Source organism: Dyadobacter sp. HNCC25DJ184 (genome assembly GCF_056895215.1).
Genome location: NZ_JBXHAQ010000001.1, coordinates 245,948 through 264,434 on the forward strand (window position 1 = coordinate 245,948; position 18,487 = coordinate 264,434).

14 protein-coding genes are annotated in these 18,487 nt (G+C 42.9%); 9 read left to right on the forward strand and 5 right to left on the reverse strand.

The genetic code is table 11. The features are described from left to right. Positions 1–4 precede the first annotated feature (4 nt). Positions 5–400, reverse strand: coding sequence for a hypothetical protein (locus tag AC1XUD_RS00960; RefSeq protein WP_483359062.1), 396 nt, complete (start codon positions 398–400; stop codon positions 5–7). Between the two features lie 243 nt (positions 401–643). Here AC1XUD_RS00960 and AC1XUD_RS00965 point away from each other — a divergent pair, with 243 nt between their 5' ends. The 8 genes from AC1XUD_RS00965 to odhB all read left to right on the forward strand — a co-directional run bounded on the left by AC1XUD_RS00965 (position 644) and on the right by odhB (position 13,686). Then, a complete protein-coding gene (locus AC1XUD_RS00965; protein ID WP_483359063.1) occupies positions 644–2,023 on the forward strand; it encodes a lactate utilization protein B in 1,380 nt (459 codons plus the stop codon). Between the two features lie 117 nt (positions 2,024–2,140). Next, a complete protein-coding gene (locus AC1XUD_RS00970) occupies positions 2,141–2,728 on the forward strand; it encodes a LutC/YkgG family protein (RefSeq protein WP_483359064.1) in 588 nt (195 codons plus the stop codon). 324 nt (positions 2,729–3,052) lie between these two features. After that, entirely contained in the window at positions 3,053–3,763 is a 711-nt protein-coding gene (cmk, locus tag AC1XUD_RS00975; RefSeq protein WP_483359065.1) for a (d)CMP kinase, read from the forward strand. 1 nt (position 3,764) lies between these two features. Next, complete coding sequence (locus tag AC1XUD_RS00980) at positions 3,765–4,847, forward strand: NAD(P)/FAD-dependent oxidoreductase (RefSeq protein WP_483359066.1); 1,083 nt, start codon at positions 3,765–3,767, stop codon at positions 4,845–4,847. A gap of 16 nt (positions 4,848–4,863) precedes the next feature. After that, complete coding sequence (locus AC1XUD_RS00985) at positions 4,864–8,091, forward strand: hypothetical protein (RefSeq protein ID WP_483359067.1); 3,228 nt, start codon at positions 4,864–4,866, stop codon at positions 8,089–8,091. A gap of 102 nt (positions 8,092–8,193) precedes the next feature. After that, positions 8,194–9,102 carry a PorP/SprF family type IX secretion system membrane protein gene (locus AC1XUD_RS00990; protein ID WP_483359068.1) on the forward strand — a complete coding sequence of 303 codons (909 nt, stop codon included), beginning with the start codon at positions 8,194–8,196 and terminating at the stop codon, positions 9,100–9,102. 206 nt (positions 9,103–9,308) lie between these two features. After that, complete coding sequence (locus AC1XUD_RS00995; RefSeq protein WP_483359069.1) at positions 9,309–12,065, forward strand: 2-oxoglutarate dehydrogenase E1 component; 2,757 nt, start codon at positions 9,309–9,311, stop codon at positions 12,063–12,065. A gap of 46 nt (positions 12,066–12,111) precedes the next feature. Next, positions 12,112–13,686, forward strand: coding sequence for a 2-oxoglutarate dehydrogenase complex dihydrolipoyllysine-residue succinyltransferase (gene odhB / locus AC1XUD_RS01000; protein WP_483359070.1), 1,575 nt, complete (start codon positions 12,112–12,114; stop codon positions 13,684–13,686). A gap of 107 nt (positions 13,687–13,793) precedes the next feature. On the opposite strand, the gene AC1XUD_RS01005 is transcribed toward odhB, so the two are convergent. Beyond that, positions 13,794–14,120, reverse strand: coding sequence for a nucleotide pyrophosphohydrolase (locus AC1XUD_RS01005; RefSeq protein ID WP_483359071.1), 327 nt, complete (start codon positions 14,118–14,120; stop codon positions 13,794–13,796). Between the two features lie 3 nt (positions 14,121–14,123). Further along, positions 14,124–14,576, reverse strand: a complete 453-nt coding sequence (gene dtd, locus AC1XUD_RS01010; RefSeq protein WP_483359072.1) for a D-aminoacyl-tRNA deacylase — start codon at positions 14,574–14,576, stop codon at positions 14,124–14,126. Between the two features lie 271 nt (positions 14,577–14,847). Here dtd and AC1XUD_RS01015 point away from each other — a divergent pair, with 271 nt between their 5' ends. Next, positions 14,848–16,203, forward strand: coding sequence for an L-serine ammonia-lyase (locus tag AC1XUD_RS01015; protein WP_483359467.1), 1,356 nt, complete (start codon positions 14,848–14,850; stop codon positions 16,201–16,203). A gap of 2 nt (positions 16,204–16,205) precedes the next feature. Here AC1XUD_RS01015 and mgtE read toward each other — a convergent pair whose 3' ends face one another. Together mgtE and rsmA are read right to left on the reverse strand one after the other, a co-directional pair. After that, entirely contained in the window at positions 16,206–17,558 is a 1,353-nt protein-coding gene (gene mgtE / locus AC1XUD_RS01020) for a magnesium transporter (protein ID WP_483359073.1), read from the reverse strand. Positions 17,559–17,619: 61 nt separating this feature from the next. Further along, entirely contained in the window at positions 17,620–18,423 is an 804-nt protein-coding gene (gene rsmA, locus AC1XUD_RS01025) for a 16S rRNA (adenine(1518)-N(6)/adenine(1519)-N(6))-dimethyltransferase RsmA (RefSeq protein ID WP_483359074.1), read from the reverse strand. Between the last annotated feature and the right edge of the window lie 64 nt (positions 18,424–18,487).

An 18,487-nucleotide genomic window follows, 5' to 3' on the forward strand; every position in this document is an offset into this window, starting at 1 on the left:
TCGTTTAGTTGATAGAAGAAACGACGCGGCTCGTCTTAGTCAGAATATCAAACGATTGTGAAACCTTCTCTTTACCGTCTGTGATTTCGAAGGTATAAGTACCGTCCGTCAGCGTTGATAAGTCAAAATATTTCAAATAGGTTGATTCAGCGCGTTTATTTTCAGTGAAAAGAACATTCTTGTCAGTATCCAAAATACGAACCAAAAGTGTTTTTGACTCAGGAAGAATATATGAAACGCGGAATTGCATTGGCTTGATTTCCAGAACGCTAAGCTTAGAAGAAGCTGTTGCAGTGTTTTCTGAAGAAACGGTTGAGGTTTGTGCATTACTTGTGAACGCCAAACCAGATAAAAGTACGCCAGCAAGGGCGACAGTTGCGAAATTGTTTTTGATTTTCATAGGAGTTATAATTTGTTTGTGTCTAAAAAAAGTTAAAATCGAACTTTGATCAGACTCCGATGTCCCGATCGAAACACTTTGTATGTCAAAGATATAAAGTATTGCAATACAATAAAATAGGCGGAAATATGCATTTTTTAAAATTGTTTAATAAGTCTTTTGCGAACTTTGAATAGTGCAACGAATGTGAATAGTGCAATTTAAGTTCTTTAAAAAATACAATTAAGAAATTATTAAGAAGATATGTCCAAATCAGTAATTGACCACGCATCCGCCTCGGAAGTCTTTAATAAGGACGAGGGATATGTGAACTGGCACGATGAAACCTTATGGTTTGTGCGGCAGAAGCGTGATAAATCTTCGCGCACATTACCGGAATGGGAGAACCTTCGGGAGGCGGCGTCGCAGATAAAGCACTACGTTTTGTCTCACATGGATGAGCTTTTGGTATCGTTTGAGACCAAGGCGAAAGAAAATGGGGTGCATGTGCACTGGGCGGCCGACGCAGCCGAGCATAATGAGATCGTCCTCGGTATTTTGAAAGAGCACCAGGTGAAGCAGATAGTGAAAAGCAAATCCATGCTTACCGAAGAGTGCCATATGAATGAATTTCTTTCTCACAACGGTATTGAAGTGATTGATACCGATTTGGGTGAGCGCATTGTGCAGCTAAGACAAGAGCCGCCGAGCCATATCGTATTGCCAGCAATTCACCTTAAAAAGAAAGACATCGGCGACTTGTTCCATGAACATTTAGGAACAGAGGCCGGAGCGACAGATCCACAATATCTGACTGAAGCAGCCAGACAACATTTGCGAGATAAGTTTTTGACCCGCCGTGCCGCGCTTACAGGAGTAAACTTTGCAATCGCCGAAACCGGTTCATTCGTGGTGTCGACCAACGAGGGGAATGCTGATATGGGTGCGCATCTCGCGGATGTACATATTGCTTGCATGGGTTTTGAAAAAATTATTCCAAAGCAGGAGCATCTGGGTGTGTTTTTAAGATTGCTGGCCAGAAGTGCGACTGGACAACCGATCACAACATATAGTAGTCATTTCAAAACCCCAAGAGAAGGGCAGGAGATGCATATTGTGATTGTTGATAATGGACGGAGCACACAGCTCGGTCGGGCTGATTTTCGGAATTCTCTTAAATGTATTCGTTGTGGTGCGTGTATGAATACTTGTCCGGTATATCGTAGAAGTGGTGGGCATAGCTATCATAATGCGGTGGCAGGACCAATCGGTTCTATTCTTGCGCCAAATTTGGATATGACCAAAAACGCGGATCTTCCTTTTGCAAGTACTCTTTGCGGAAGTTGTTCGAATGTTTGCCCGGTTAAAATTGATATTCATGATCAGCTATATAAATGGCGTCAGGTACTTGCTCAGGGGGGATATGTACCAAAAGGAAAGGAGGCCGGTATCAAAGTAATGTCTGTCGTGCTGGGTTCGCCACGGTTTTACCAGTGGTCGGGCAGGCTGGGCAGGGTTGTTATGCGCGCTGCACCGTTCATGGTGAACAATAGCCTGAATCCATGGTTCAAACAACGGGAAATGCCAGAACCACCAAAGGAGAGTTTCCGTGACTGGTATGTTAGAAACAGAAAAGATAGTTGATGTGACTTTTTCGCTATTGGGAAAATAGGGATTATTGGGGAACCAAATCTTCTAAACTTAATGGTTCTAATATACATCAGCCAGTAGGAGAATTTAAGCAGCTCAATTCAACAAGAAATGAATTCCAGAGAAAAGATATTAGCGCAGATAAAAAGTAACAAGCCAGCTGCAACATCGCTGCCTGAGATTTTGACCTTCGAAAGTGACTTTTCGGATGTCAGGCAAATGTTTACTGATATGCTTGCATCAGTATATACAAAAGTAATTTCGGTTAAAGACATGCCTGAGTTGCTGACAATGGTGACAGCCATGTATTCGGATATGACGAATAGAGCTACCACAATTCCCGAATTGCTGCCGTTTGCTGATTTTAGTCTATCGGTTAATGACCCTCACGATCTTGAAACGGTGGAAATGGCGGTTTTAAGAGCCGAATTTGGTGTAGCAGAAAATGGCGCTGTCTGGATTTCTGATCGATATCTGGAACACCGGGTACTGCCGTTCATCACCCAAAACCTGGCATTTGTGATTCCTGCGCACTCATTAGTCAAAAATATGCACGATGCATATAAGCGTTTGACCGATACAACAGGTTGGGGATGCTTTATAGCAGGCCCGTCGAAAACTGCTGATATAGAACAATCGTTGGTAATTGGTGCTCATGGCTCCCGAAGCCTTGTAGTGTTTTTGGTGGACGATTTGTAGTGACGGTACAAGCAAATACCCGTTTATTTGATCTAGCTTCATTGTGCAATATCTTCACCCTTTGTTAGATATCGGATACGCTCACAAATAAATAGGGACAAATATCTTCAAAAGTTACGTCTCCTTATTCTTTCTTCTAAATTTGCATGGTTCGTTAGTTATATGAATGCCTTATCTATTAAGAGGCACGTATTAGTGTTATGTGAAACGAAAATGGCCACCACGAAGTAATAATTGAACTGGAAAAAGTTATTTCTCTATTCAATGCAGGATCCAATGCGACTTTGTGGCCAAAATAGTCAACACTAGCAGATATCATCAATCATGCCAAAAATTATTATTGCCATCGACGGTTATTCCAGCTGTGGAAAAAGTACGACCGCGAAGCTCGTTGCCAGGCAACTGAATTATCCATATATCGATACTGGTGCTATGTATCGGGCAGTTACTCTGTATTTTCTTCAAAATCATATTGCTCCAACCAACCCGAGGGAAGTTGAAAGCGCGCTCGATAAAATCCACATCACTTTTAGAAGGGACTCTGTGGGAGGTGGTAATGATACCTACCTCAACGGATTGAATGTAGAGAGCGAGATCAGGAAAATGTATGTTTCTGAAAAGGTGAGTGAAGTGAGTGCGGTTCCTGCTGTTCGTCATTTTCTTGTGGCCCAGCAGCAGCGCATGGGTAAATCGAAGGCTATAGTAATGGACGGGCGGGATATCGGCACCGTAGTTTTCCCTGATGCGGAACTAAAAATTTTTATGACAGCCGACCCCCTGATTCGGGCACACAGAAGACAGCTTGAATTGGTTGCGAAAGGAGAGCTGGTCGGGTTGGAGGAAATCTTGGAAAACCTGAAAAGCAGGGATTACGTTGACACGCACCGAGCTGAAAGCCCGCTTCGCCAGGCAGAAGACGCGATATATTTAGACAACTCAATGATGACTCTGGATGAGCAGGTTGAACTTGTAGTAAGGCTCGCGGACGAACAGATAAGCAAATCTTTTCGGAAGAAATTGGAAGGTGTGAGGTGATATGACGGAAAATACAAATTCGAAAAAATTTGATTATCTTATTGTAGGACAAGGGATAGCCGGTACGTCTCTGGCTTGGAGCCTTCTTGATAGGAAAAAGAAGATACTGATTGTAGGGAGCCAAAATATGCCATGTTCTTCGAAAGTTGCGGCAGGAATATTCAACCCTTTGACTGGCAAAAAGCTGGTAAAGACCTGGATGGCCGACAACCTTTTCCCTTACGCCGCCGAATTCTACAGTAAGCTTGAGGAAAAATTGTGTGCAAAATTTGTACATCAGGTGCCGCTTTATAGACCTTACCGCTCCATTGAAGAGCAAAATAATTACCTAGCCCAGACAGCGGATCCTTCCATTGCAAAATACGTTTCTGAAACTCCTGATCCTGCGTTGCCTCTTGAGTATGTCGAAAATCCCCATGGAGGATTGAAGGTAATTCAATCCGGGTGGATTGATCTCCCCGTTCTTTTAGAAAAAAGTAGAATCTCTTTCAAGAATCTTGGCGTATATGTGGAGGATTCATTTTCAACAGACGACCTTATTTTTTCAGCAGATTCTGTAAAATGGAAAGATTTCATTTTTGATAAGGTAGTGCTTTGCCAGGGGGCAGAAGCTTTGAGCAATTCACTTTTTAACTGGTTGCCATTTTCTCCGGTGAAAGGGCAGATAATGGAAGTCGAGGTGAAAAATATTTTGAGGCCTTATATCGTTAATCAGGGGATTTTTATTTTACCTATTTCAGAAAACAGGGGCAGAGTTGGCGCAACATACTCCTGGGATCCTCTGGATTGGAATGTGACAGAAGCGGCAACGGAGGAGCTTCAGGGCAAACTAGGTTCGCTTTTGAATATACCTTTTAAGATAAATCATCAGCTGGCCGGATTGAGGCCCTCAGTTAAGGACAGACGGCCTTTGTTGGGGATTCATCCTATCCATCCCAACCTGGTGATCTTTAATGGGCTTGGCACAAAAGGAGTTACTTTGGGGCCATATTTTGCCAATCACCTTGTGGAACACCTTGAGGATGATAAAGAATTGAATCCGTTAGTGAATATTAAAAGGTATTTTTCGTTATATTTCCGTTGACGTGAGCCATATAATTATGACCAATAAATCTATCAAGAAATATATATTTTCAGCAGCGATTCTGACATTATTAGGGTGTTGTTCCAATGTGTTGGCCCAGCGATATCCTTCTCAGGAGACCTTTGGGAAGAATCGTGTGCAGTACAAAACCTTTAGCTGGAAGATTTTCCGGACTACAAACTTCGAGATATATCACTATCAAGGTGGAACTGCCTTGGCCAAACTTACCGCGCAATATGCTGAAAGTGAGTTCGATAGAATCACGGATGTTTTGGGTTGGACTCCATATAGTCGCGTCAAGATTTTTCTTTACAATTCGCCTGCAGAGCTTGAGCAAAGCAACATGGGATTGTCTACACAGGACAATCTCGAGGATCGTAAACTGGATTTGGCTCAATCGAGGGTGGAAGTTGCTTATACAGGTGACCAGGTCGGTTTTAAAAAGAAATTGGTGAATGATATCAGTCTCCTTTTTGTATACGACATGCTCTATGGCGGGAATATGAAAGAAGCACTACAGAGTTCGTTACTTCTGACTGTACCTGAGTGGTTTATGACGGGAACTGCAGCATATATTTCCGAGGGATGGTCGCCTGAATTGAGTGACTATATGCGCGATTTCTTCAAAAACAGGAATGTGAAAAAGCCTACTTTATTGACTGGTAAAGATGCTACCCTAGTAGGCCACTCCATTTGGAACTATATAGCGGAACGATATGGAAAGGATAAGATTTCCGACATACTTAATCTCACAAGAATTATCAGAACAGAACAAACCAGTATTACCAGTACTCTGGGAATTTCTTCATACAACCGTTTTCTGCGAGACTGGAAAAGCTATTATGTGGACCTGAACAAAGACGCCGAGAAATTTTACACCACTCCTACGCCGACCTGGAAGGAGAAATTAAATGAATTTACCGATTCAGAACTGAATGCCTTTGTCAAGATTTCGCCGGATAAGAAACTCGCTGCATTGAGTGAAATTAAAAAGGGTAGGTATCGCGTCTACATACTGAATAGTGAGACTGGAAGTAAAAAGATCATCCGCCAGGGTAAGATGGAGATCATAAACGAGAAAGGTAAAAATCATGCACCGTTGCTGGGATGGGGGAAAAATAACTCCCTTATGATCCTCGCGTCCGAAAACAGCAGACACAATTTGTATATCTACGAAAAGGTCGATTCGAAAAAGCCTAAGTTGAGAGGAAAAAGGAACATACGAGGTTTGGATCAAATCGTTGATATGGACGTATCGAGTGACGGTAGTATGCTAGCTGTAAGTGCAGACAGAGGAGGGCAGAATGACCTATACCTTATTAGTGTAGCACGCGCTTCACCGCTTCCGCTTACGAGTGATCTATATGACGATCTATCTCCAAGATTTATAAAAGGATCGTCAAGAAAGGTAGTATTTGCTTCCAACAGGCCAGCTGACACATTAGGAACCAACGCCAAAGAGGACTATAAATCGGTCACTCCATATTTATCACTTTATGAGCACCCCGGCACTCCGAGAGCTGCAGTGATACCCAAAATAATGGAGGGCAGTGGAAAAGCAAAAGTAGCGCCTATATATGCAACTGATGGAGAAGTGCTTTTCATATCTAATGCCAAAGGAGCGAGCAATATATTTAAGCTGGACAGAGCTTCTGGGGCGACTACCCAGGTAACAAATTATATTTTTAGCATAAGAAGTGCTGATGTTACTTTGAACTCAGGAGGCGGGTTGGCATATACTTATCTAAATGACGGCTATTACACAGCGGCATATCAAAATTCTTTTGATGCCAATATTTCGCATGATCTGCCAACTCTTGCAACAGAAAAAAAACCGGGTGCAACAGCTGCTGATGTAAGTGCAAACCCTTCGCAGGTTAAAAACGATTCTCTTGGGAAAATTGCTGGAAAGGCAAAATTGGTGCTGAAGGAAGGTGAGGTTGATACCGATAACTATGAATTCGATGAGGATGTTTTGAAAGCATATGAATCCAAGCAGAGACGTGGTACCTTTTCAAGTTCTCCTGGTGCACTCACTCGGTCGAAAAGTGTGAGAGAAAATATTGCGATCAAAGGGCCGTATCCCTACAAAGGCTTGTTTATCCATAGCGATGCAAGCTCAGACTGGAGAATTGACCCGATTCGTGGATTCGGTTTCGCTCAGAACGTTGCGCTAAATGATCTGCTTGAAAATCACGTGATCAAAGCAGGAATATTCATAAACTCAAATTTCCGGAGCAGTAATTTATTTGCCGAGTACTGGAACAACACCCATCGCGTTGATTTTGGAGTTCGTTTTGATCGTCAAAACCTGTTTGTTGAGTTAGAAGGATCTCAACAGAAATACAAGTTCAATCAGGTAATGTTTACCATGGCGTATCCGTTTACTACGACCAGCCGATTATCGGTTTCCCCCATGTTTTCTCAAACAAAGAGAGTCGATATCAATTGGAATTACCTGGCGAATCCTGACCTTGTATCCAACTACGGTGGTTTGAGAACGGAGTATGTTTTCGACAATACCCGCGTGACAGGTATGAATATGATGGAGGGCACACGTTTTAAACTTCGCTACGACGCTTTCCTGGGGATGTCTAATGGTAATGAAAGCTTTAACCGACTGAGTCTGGATTTCCGTCACTACCAAAAGATTCACCGTGATCTGGTACTGGCAGTCAGGATGGCGGCGAGCAGATCGGGAGGAAAAGCACCTAAGCAAAATGTTTTGGGTGGTATGGAAAACTGGATATCTAATCGTCAGGACAGAAGATCGGCCAATGATCCGCTGCAATTCGGGGAAACAATTGATAACCGGGATATATTCTTTACCGACTTTGCCACCAACCTGCGTGGTTTTAATATCAATCGCATGTCTGGTACGAGCTATATGTTGCTGAACGCTGAATTGAGGATCCCTTTAATTAAATACCTTTACAGAGGAGCTATCACTTCCAGTTTCTTGCGAAACTTCCAGATTGTAGCATTTGGAGACATCGGTACAGCCTGGACAGGAAAAGGTCCATTTAGCGAAAACAATAGCTTGAATACCCAAATTATTGGTGCAGACGGCGATCCGTTCAGAGCCACGGTTACAGATTTCAAGAATCCTTATCTTTATGGATATGGCGCAGGAATAAGAACAACAGTATTCGGCTTCTATGTGAAGTTTGACTATGCCTGGGGCGTAGACAACGGATATACTCAAAAGCCAATACCATATGTTACATTGGGTCACGATTTTTGATTTAAGTGAGAGTTTTGATAAAAGAAATTTGAATGTTGTGGCAGGGGAATGTTCCTCTGCCACTGTTTTATACCGCCTCCTGGCGTATTGTTAGTAACTATAATGACAAAATTCAGATTAAGTTTGGTTTGCTGGCTGTTCCTGGGTCTGGGAGTGAGTTTTGGCCAGAGAGAAGTAATGTTCGAGCAATATGTTCAAAATCCTATGGCCATCAACCCGGCATTTACTGGGGTCAGGGAAACATTCAATATGACCGCACTCTTCCGGAGGAAGTGGTTTACGATTCAAAATTCACCCTCAAGCCAGACGTTCGCAGCTGATGGCACAGTCGCGAATGGCAAGCTGGGTATTGGTTTTCAGGCATTGAACGATCAGACCAGTTATTTTACAACTACCGGATTTTATGGGTCGGTTGCATATCATCTGCCCGTTTCCGAAGCTTTCAAACTTTCATTGGGCGCGCAAGGCGGTGTTAATATACTTCCCATTGCAAACGGGTCTGGTGTGAGTACCAACAACGACGCACTTGGAAGCCTGGGAGTAGGAGCGTGGCTGTATTCGGATCACTTTTATATCGGTGTTTCCAAGCCAGAGCTTCTCAAACAGAGCTTTGGGACCAACAGTGCAAATGCATTGTATCGAAGACCACTTTATATAATGACAGGCGGGAGCTATGATTTGGCCGAAGATGTTTTACTACTTCCTCATTTGCTAATTGTCCAGGAAAAAGACCGCAACTTACGGGCGGACGTTGGAGCTCGATTCTGGTTTAATGAAAAAGTAGGAATTGGGACCTCATACAGAATGGGTGGCGGGCTAAAAGTTTCTGATATTGCCGTAAGTTATTTCCAGTTTTCGGCTGAGACTCAGATTGGAAGAAACATTCGTCTGGGTTATTTTTATAGTACGAAACAAGCGGAGGCGATATATTACCAGCAATCCGGACCGAAGGGCGTGCATGAATTGATGTTGAAATTTATACCATCACCTAACGGTTTTCAGAAATACTGATTTTTCAGACGGAAACATGAATTTTGTAAGAGGTTGATTTATAGAGAGATAATGTGCTTATATTAATTTAAATAATAATTTTGAGATTTAATTGGATTACTCCATTTAGCCCTCACCACTAATATCATACTAAAAAGGAACTTTTTTGCGCGTTGTAAACATAAGTCTCGTAACTTTGTCGCGCAAAAGAATTATTCACATTTGTGATGGATAAATACACATATATAGCGAATTCAGACGGTGCTTACATAGAAGAATTGTATAATTCCTATAAGCAAGATCCGGCCTCAGTAGATGAAGGCTGGCAGAAATTTTTTGAGGGTTATGATTTTTATCAAAAGTACCCTGTAAATGGTCACGCAAACGGCTCCTCCAACGGAAAAGCTGTGGCACAGAGCGTCAAGGTTGACTCTTCTCAGATTCGCAAGGAAATGGAAGTGGTTCACCTAATCAGAGGATTCCGTTCTCGCGGGCACCTTTTGGCGACGACTAACCCTATCCAAAAAAGAAAAGACAGAAATCCACAGTTGGATATCACAGATTTTAATCTGGGACCCGAGGATCTTTCAACTGTTTTTGAAGCTGGAGTTGAAGTTTTCGGCAGACCAGCTACTCTGAACGAGATTGTGGAGTCGCTGAAAACGATTTATACCAAGAATATCGGATTTGAATATCTGTATATCCGCGATAAAGAGCAGAAAAACTGGCTGAGAAAGAAAATTGAGAAGGAAGCTCTTAATATGAGCTTCTCAACTGATGAGAAAAAGCATATTCTTTCAAAGCTTAATGAAGCGGTTGTATTCGAAAACTTCCTTCACACCAAATATCTGGGTCAAAAAAGATTCTCATTGGAAGGTGGAGAAACTACCATTCCAGCTTTGGATGCCATGATCAACAAGGCAGCTGAAATGGGCGTGGTAGAAGTAATGATCGGTATGGCGCACAGAGGCCGTTTGAACGTTCTTGCGAACATCATGCAAAAAACGTACGGACAGATCTTCAATGAGTTTGAAGGAAATCTTCCTGATCAGGTTTGGGGTGATGGGGATGTGAAATATCACATGGGCTTTGACAGCCAGATCACGACCAAAGAAGGGAACAAAGTTCATATGAAGCTGGCTCCGAATCCATCACACCTTGAGGCCGTGAACCCTGTGGTTGAAGGCTATATCAGGGCACGTGCTGATGGGATGTATGACAGTGACTACGATAGAGTACTACCTGTTTTGATTCACGGTGATGCCGCTGTTGCTGGTCAGGGCATTGTGTATGAAGTAACTCAGATGTCAGGGCTGAATGGATATTATACTGGTGGAACCATCCATTTCGTAATCAATAACCAGGTTGGTTTTACAACGGATTTCGTTGATGCAAGATCGAGTATCTATTGTACGGATGTTGCGAAAATAGTTGATGCTCCTGTCTTGCACGTAAATGGTGACGATCCGGAGGCCGTGGTATTCTGTATGCGATTGGCTGTTGAATATCGTCAGAAGTTCAACAAGGATATCTTTATTGATATGGTTTGTTACCGTAAACACGGACACAACGAGGCCGACGAGCCGAAATTTACTCAACCGGTATTATATAAGGCAATTGAAAATCACCCTAATCCAAGGGAGTTATATCAAAAAACTTTGGTGGAACGTGGCGACGTAGATGCTGAATTGGCTGTCAATATGGACAAAGAATTTAAGCAACTTCTTCAGGAACGTTTGGACATGGTAAAACAAAAAGCTTTGCCATATTCGATGCCGAAACTTGAACAGGAATGGCATTCTCTAAGAAAATTCAAACCGGCTGATTTTGAAAAATCACCTGAAACGGGTGTTCCGTTGGAAATGCTTGAGACAATTGGAAGAGCTTTAACGAGCACGCCGGATGGTTTCAACCGTTTGAAACAAATTGATAAATTGTTGAAAGACAGAGAACAGATGATCTTCGAGAAAAAGGAGGTTAACTGGGCTACTGCTGAACTTTTAGCATATGGTTCGATTCTTACCGATGGTAATATCGTGCGTTTAAGCGGACAGGATGTTCAGCGTGGTACTTTCTCGCATAGACATGCTGTTTTGAAAGATGTCGACACTAACCAGTCATACAACAGTTTGGCGCATATTCAGGAGAAGCAGGGAGAGTTCATGATTTATAACTCGCTTTTGTCTGAGTATGGGGTATTGGGTTTTGAATTCGGTTATTCGATGGCGAATCCTAATGCATTGGTTATTTGGGAAGCCCAGTTTGGTGATTTTGCCAACGGAACCCAGGTGATCATTGATCAGTTTGTAACTTCTGCCGAAACCAAATGGGACCGCTGGACGGGATTGGTAATGTTATTGCCTCACGGGTATGAAGGACAAGGACCTGAGCACTCAAATGCAAGACCCGAAAGATATTTGCAATTGGCAGCGAATTATAATATCATCGTTGCGAATGTAACAACGCCGGCTAACTTCTTCCATTTGCTGCGCCGTCAGCTGAAGTTTCCGTTCAGAAAACCGTTGATCGTGATGTCTCCAAAATCTATGCTGAGACATCCACTTTGTGTTTCTCCTTTGGATAGCCTTGTTAATGGTAATTTCCAGGAAACGATCGGAGATACATATGCAGATCCGGCGAAAGTAAAGAAGGTTTTGTTGTGTACTGGTAAGCTTTTTTATGAGCTTTTCGAAAAACAGCAAACTGATAAGAGGGACGATGTCGCAATTATTCGTCTTGAACAAATGCATCCATTCCCGCAAAATCAAATTGATGAGCATCTGAGCAAATATAAAAATGCGAAGGTATATTGGGTACAAGAAGAGCCATTCAACATGGGAGGCTGGACATTTATGCTGAGAATGTATAAAGGCGCCAAGCCTCTGGAAGTTATTGCAAGAGTATCAAGTGCATCGCCATCTACTGGCTTCTCTAAAATACATGCAAAAGAGCAAGCTGAGATTATTAGAAGGGCATTTGAATAAATACCAATATTAAGAGACTTAATCCGAAAACAAGATTGCTGATAAAATGGCTGAAATTGAAATAAAGGTACCGCCGGTTGGCGAGTCGATCACTGAAGTAACAATTGGAAATTGGTTCAAGAACGATGGTGATTTTGTGAAAATGGATGAAGTGATTTGCGGTCTTGATTCCGACAAAGCGACATTTGAACTGACTGCGGAAGCAGAAGGTGTTTTACATATTAAAGCTCAGGAAGGCGATACATTGAATATAGGGGATTTGATCGCTACGATCGATTCCGCGGCCAATGGATCTGCTCAACCTGCTAAGCCAAAAGAGGAAAAGGCTGTTGCTGCTGCCCCTGTTGTTGAAAAAGCAGAGGCCCAGCCTGAGGCTGCTCCGGCCCCGGCGGTTGTAGCCGAATCAGGCAAAGCTTACGAAATGAAAGTTCCTGCGGTTGGTGAGTCTATCACAGAAGTAACCATTGCTAGCTGGAGTAAAAAAGACGGAGACTTTGTAAATGTCGATGATATACTTTGTGAATTGGAGTCCGATAAGGCTACTTTCGAACTTCCTGCCGAAGCTGCAGGAACTCTTAAGATAGTTGGAAAAGAAGGTGAAACACTTTCGATCGGTGCTGTGATTTGTATTATTGAAGGTGGTTCAGGAGCTGCAAAATCTGCTGCACAAGCTGCGCCAGCTGTTGAAGCTGCTGCTTCGACTTCCGACAAAGGATTTACGGACAAACATACTTCGCCTCTTGCAGCTAAAATTCTGGCTGACAAAGGAATCGATCCAAAGGATGTGAATGGTTCTGGGGCAGGTGGTCGTGTCATGAAAGAAGATGCACTGAAAGCGGGTGCAAAACCTGCTGAACCTGCAAAACAAGCTCCCGCTGCTGCTCCTGCAAAAGCTGAGCCTGTTGCATCCGTTCCAGGAGCGCGCGGACAACGTAGGGAGAAAATGTCTTCACTTCGTAAAACAATCGCCCGTCGTCTGGTGGCAGTGAAAAACGAAACTGCCATGTTGACTACGTTCAACGAGGTGGACATGAAGCCTGTAATGGATCTTCGTTCGAAGTTTAAAGATAAATTCAAGGAAAAGCATGAAGTAGGTTTGGGCTTTATGTCATTCTTCGTAAAAGCGGTTACGGTTGCTCTGAAAGATTTCCCTGTTATCAACGGTGGGATCGACGGAGAAGAGCTGGTGTACAACGATTATGCAGACATTTCAGTGGCGGTTTCTACGCCTCGCGGATTGGTTGTACCGGTTATCAGAAATGCTGAAACATTGTCGTTTGCCGCAATTGAGAAAGAAATCGTACGTCTTGCAATTCGTGCTCGTGATGGTAAATTAGGCCTGGATGAAATGTCTGGAGGTACGTTTACGATCACAAACGGAGGAACATTTGGTTCGATGTTATCAACTCCGATCATCAACGCTCCACAGTCTGCTATTCTGGGAATGCACAATATCGTAGAAAGAGCGGTTGTAGTTGACGGTCAAATCGTGATTCGCCCGATTATGTATGTGGCACTTTCTTATGACCACCGTACGATCGACGGTAAGGATTCAGTGAGCTTCCTTGTTAGGGTTAAACAACTACTCGAGGATCCAATGAGATTATTACTCGATATGTAATATAAAGCAAGAGGCTGTCTGGAAGGGCAGCCTCTTTTGCTTTCTTAGCTTTTAGCCATTAGCTGTTAGTTTTTTGACTGGGTACAAATGCCCAGCTTTGTATTCAGCTACTTCAACTTATCGTTGTTCTTGTGGCGGTCTTTGTCTCGAGCGGTCTTTTTGAGCATATTCTTTTCAAAAGCGGCGGTGAGGTTAATGCCAGTCTGATTGGCCAGACAAATTAAAACCCATAGTATATCAGCCATTTCGTCGCCCAGATCTTTTTCCAGATCCGATTTTTTGAAAGATTGGTCACCGTAGGTTCTCGCCATAATTCGGGCCAGTTCTCCCACTTCCTCAGTAAGGATGGTCATATTGGTCAGTTCGGAGAAATATCTGACACCATAGGATTTTATCCATTCATCGACCTGCTTTTGAGCTTCTTCGATTGTCATATTCTAAATACGGTTTTTTGAATCAATAATAATGGTAACAGGACCGTCATTTAATAACGATACCTTCATATCAGCGCCAAATTGTCCGCAAGCGATCTCTCTGCCTATTTCTGAAGATAGAAACTTGATCATTTCTTCGTAAAGCGGAATAGCGAACTCAGGTCTTGCCGCATCTATAAATGAAGGTCTGTTTCCTTTTTTTGTGCTGGCATGTAGAGTAAACTGACTGATCAAGAGGATATTGCCATTTACAGTTTTGAGATCGAGATTCATCTTACCTTCATCGTCACCAAATACTCTCAAACCAACGATTTTTTTGCCCAGCCATTCAATATCCTCACGGGTATCTTTATGGGTTATTCCTAACAGAACCATAAATCCGGTATCTATTTTACCGTGAATTTGATTTTCGATTGTTACGGATGCTTGGGAGACGCGTTGTATTACTGCAATCATAGAAGGGGAAATATTGGTTCAATTTTAACAGCTAATCATACATCATAGAATTAATTAACTTAGAAACCTGTTTGAGGTGCTATATTTATGCGAGCAGCAGCTGCAAGTTAACAGGTAATTTTTTCGATCTTGAAAATTGTAATTAACTATTATGAGAGTGTCCAGTAAAATAGATTAAAAATCAGGTTATAGACAATTTATCATGAGTGAAGAAAGAATATCGGTTTTTGATATTTTCAAGATTGGAGTTGGCCCGTCCAGTTCTCATACATTGGGTCCATGGAGGGCGGCGGAGCGGTTTTTGAAACGGATATCGATTTCGAGGGAAATTGAATCAGTTAGTAGCATCGATATATACCTGTATGGCTCATTGGCCAAAACCGGAGTGGGGCACGGCACGGATCTGGCGGTACAATTGGGCTTAGCCGGGTATGATCCGATCGAAATAAAGACAGAACTTATTTCTGACATCATCGCCGAAATCAAGTCAAGCGAAAAACTCAATTTGGCTGGACGACATACCATCGCATTTTCTCCGCGAAAGAATATCGTGTTTAAGATTTCCGAGTCGTTACCGTATCATCCCAATGCCCTGACATTCCTGGCGACTTTTAACGACGGTCAGGTTTCGCAGGAAACCTATTATTCCATCGGAGGCGGGTTTGTTGTGCAGGAAAACGAAGAACGATCGGGAGCAAAACCAGTCCTTATTCCTTTTCCTGTTGATAATGCTTCCGAACTTCTGAGTTGGAACAAGTTGACGGGAAAGACGATATGGGAGCTCGTTTTGGAAAATGAACGAGCATGGAAAAGTGATGGCGCGATAAAGGCGGATCTTCTTAATATCTGGCGGGTGATGCAGGAGAGTATCTATAAGGGTTGTCACGAGGAAGGGACATTACCCGGGGGCTTAAACGTGAGGCGGAGGGCTTTCAATTTGAACAAGAAATTATTGGGAGATGAAGCATATGCAACTCAAACTGAATGGCTGCAAAAAATAAAAGCTTCTGGAAATGGGTTTAAATATACCCTCGACTGGGTCAGCTGCTTTGCGCTCGCTGTCAATGAAGAAAACGCATCCTTCAGCCGGGTCGTAACTGCACCAACCAACGGAGCTGCCGGCGTCATTCCCGCAGTACTGCTATATCATGAGGTATTTTGCGAGAGTAGCGACGACACTGTGCTAAGGTTTCTTCTTACGGCTGGCGAGATTGGCAGTATTTTCAAGAAAGGTGCTACGATCTCGGCTGCAATGGGGGGCTGTCAGGCTGAAATTGGTGTATCATCGGCAATGGCCGCTGCAGGATTGACAGAAGTGCTTGGAGGCACGGTTGAACAATGCATCATGGCTGCTGAAATTGCTATGGAACACCATTTAGGTCTCACCTGTGATCCAGTAGGAGGTTTGGTCCAGATTCCCTGCATCGAACGTAATACGATGGGAGCGATTAAAGCTATAACTGCTGCGCAGCTTGCATTACAAAGTGACCCTGGGAATGCTAAAGTATCGTTAGATAATGTAGTCAAAACTATGTGGGAAACGGCTCTGGATATGAATAACCGATACAAAGAAACCTCGGAGGGCGGACTGGCAGTGAATATCCCTTTAAGCTTAAGCGAATGCTGAAATTAAAGGTTGAGTAACAAATGAGCAAGGCCAAAATATACACCATATCCGATCAGGTCATTGGCCGTTGTAATAAACGGACCTGAAGCAACAGCCGGATTTATACCGATTTTATCTAAAACAATCGGCGTCACTGTGCCGGTAAACGAAGCAAGAAATACAACGGATATCAATGCTGCGGAAACAACCAGTGCCAGTCGTACTTCATTTCCGATCAGTAAATTGAATCCAAATACAATCAGGCTGATAATGAGGCCGTTGATAAATGCAATCGAAAGCATTCTGGCCATTCTTTGCCATAAAGTATCATCCAAACCCACTTTGTCCGCCAGACTTTGGAGGATAATTGAAGAGGTCTGTATACCGACGTTTCCACCTGTCGAACCGATAATGGGAATAAAGGCAGCCATCGCTGGGATCACGCGGAGATCTCCCTCAAAAAAACTGATAAACTTGGCGGCAAGAATACCACCCATCATTCCCACCAAAAGCCATGGAAGCCTGGCGCGGGTTTGTCGCAGTATCGTATCATCTTCTTCAACATCACCAGTAATACCCGCCATGGCCAATGTATCCGAACTCGCTTGTTCGGTAATCACGTCGATGACGTCATCAATTGTAATTCTCCCGAGTAGCTTACCTTGCACGTTCACAACAGGCAAGGCGTCAAGGTCATATCGCTGCATGAGCTCTGAAACTTCTTCGACCGGCCGGTAAGTTTCGGTGAAAATTACATCTTTATCATATAGACTTTCAATTTTCGTATTTTTATGAGCAAGCACAATTCGTTTCAGAGAGAGCAGTCCGAGGAGAATATCATTGTCGTCCACAACGTAAACTGAATATACCTTTCCAACATCTTCTGCCTGCTTTCTTAGTTCTTCAATACATTGATTTACAGTCCAGTTAACGTTTGCTTTAACAAGCTCTTTCTGCATCAGACCACCCGCCACATCTTCTTCATAGTGCAGCAAATCCAGGATGAACCGGGCTTGTTCGCGGTCTTCCAGCAATGCTATTACCTCCTCGCGTACACGAATGGGCTGTTCGTTGAGCAAATCCACGGCGTCATCCGAATCGAAAAGATTGACGTACCGCGATATCTCATGGGATGAAAATGACTTCAGAAACTCCTTGCGTTCTTCGGGTTCGAGACTCGCCATGATTTCCGAACCGACCTTGACGTCAAGTTGTTCAAACAGAAATTTGGATTCGTTTGAATCCAGCTCATATAACAGGTTGGTTATATCGGCAGGGAACTGTCCCTCCATCTCCGCGTGGATCGACGCTATATCTTCATTTTCAATGAATTTGCGGATGAGTTCTACGTACTCCTTAGTTAATTCGAAAGTCATGCCTCTACTGTTTTTTGCAGCTAAATCTATCTTGCTCCAACCTTTTGCTCAAAAACTTAAATCACTGATCCTTGCCTCGCTGAACCATATTGGTGAGTTCAACAAATTCCTTCACACCCAACTGCTCTGCTCTTTTTGTTAGTAATGGATTCTCGGCAAAGTCACCTAATGGTCGTAGTGCATTTCTCAAGGTTTTACGCCGTTGGTTAAAGGCTGTTTTTACTACTGTGAAGAACATTTTTTCATCACAATCAAGTTTCGTCGTTGCATTACGTCTCAAACGAATTACGCCTGATTGGACTTTAGGAGGTGGATCAAAGGCACCGGGAGGCACAGTTACCAGATAATCGATATCGTAAAACGCCTGAAGAAGCACGCTCAGAATACCATAATCTTTGTTTCCGGGAGGCGAGGCAATCCTTACTGCTACTTCTTTTTGAAGCATACATACGATTTCCGGTATCCGATCCCTGAATTCCAAAGCTCTGAAAAAAATCTGCGACGAGATATTGTAAGGGAAATTGCCGATGATGCCATATGACTCGGTAAGCAATTCGCTTAGATTGTATTTTAAAAAATCCCCTTCAATGATTCTTGGTGTCAGATCCGGAAAATGAGTCTTCAGATATACTACTGATTCTGTATCGATTTCAACCACAAAAGTGGTGTATTCACTTTTCTTGAGTAGAAATTGTGTGAGAACACCCATACCCGGGCCGATTTCCAAAACCTTAGTGTAACCACCATGCAGCGTAAGGCCGTCCGCGATTTTCTGACAAATATTCAGATCCTTGAGGAAATGTTGTCCTAAATGCTTTTTGGCGCGCACCTTGCCATTTCCTGTATTTTTATAATTTACTTTCACGAGCCAAAATTAAGGCTTAATTCGTAGATTTATTGAATAAATAATAGGAAGTAATCTCATTAAT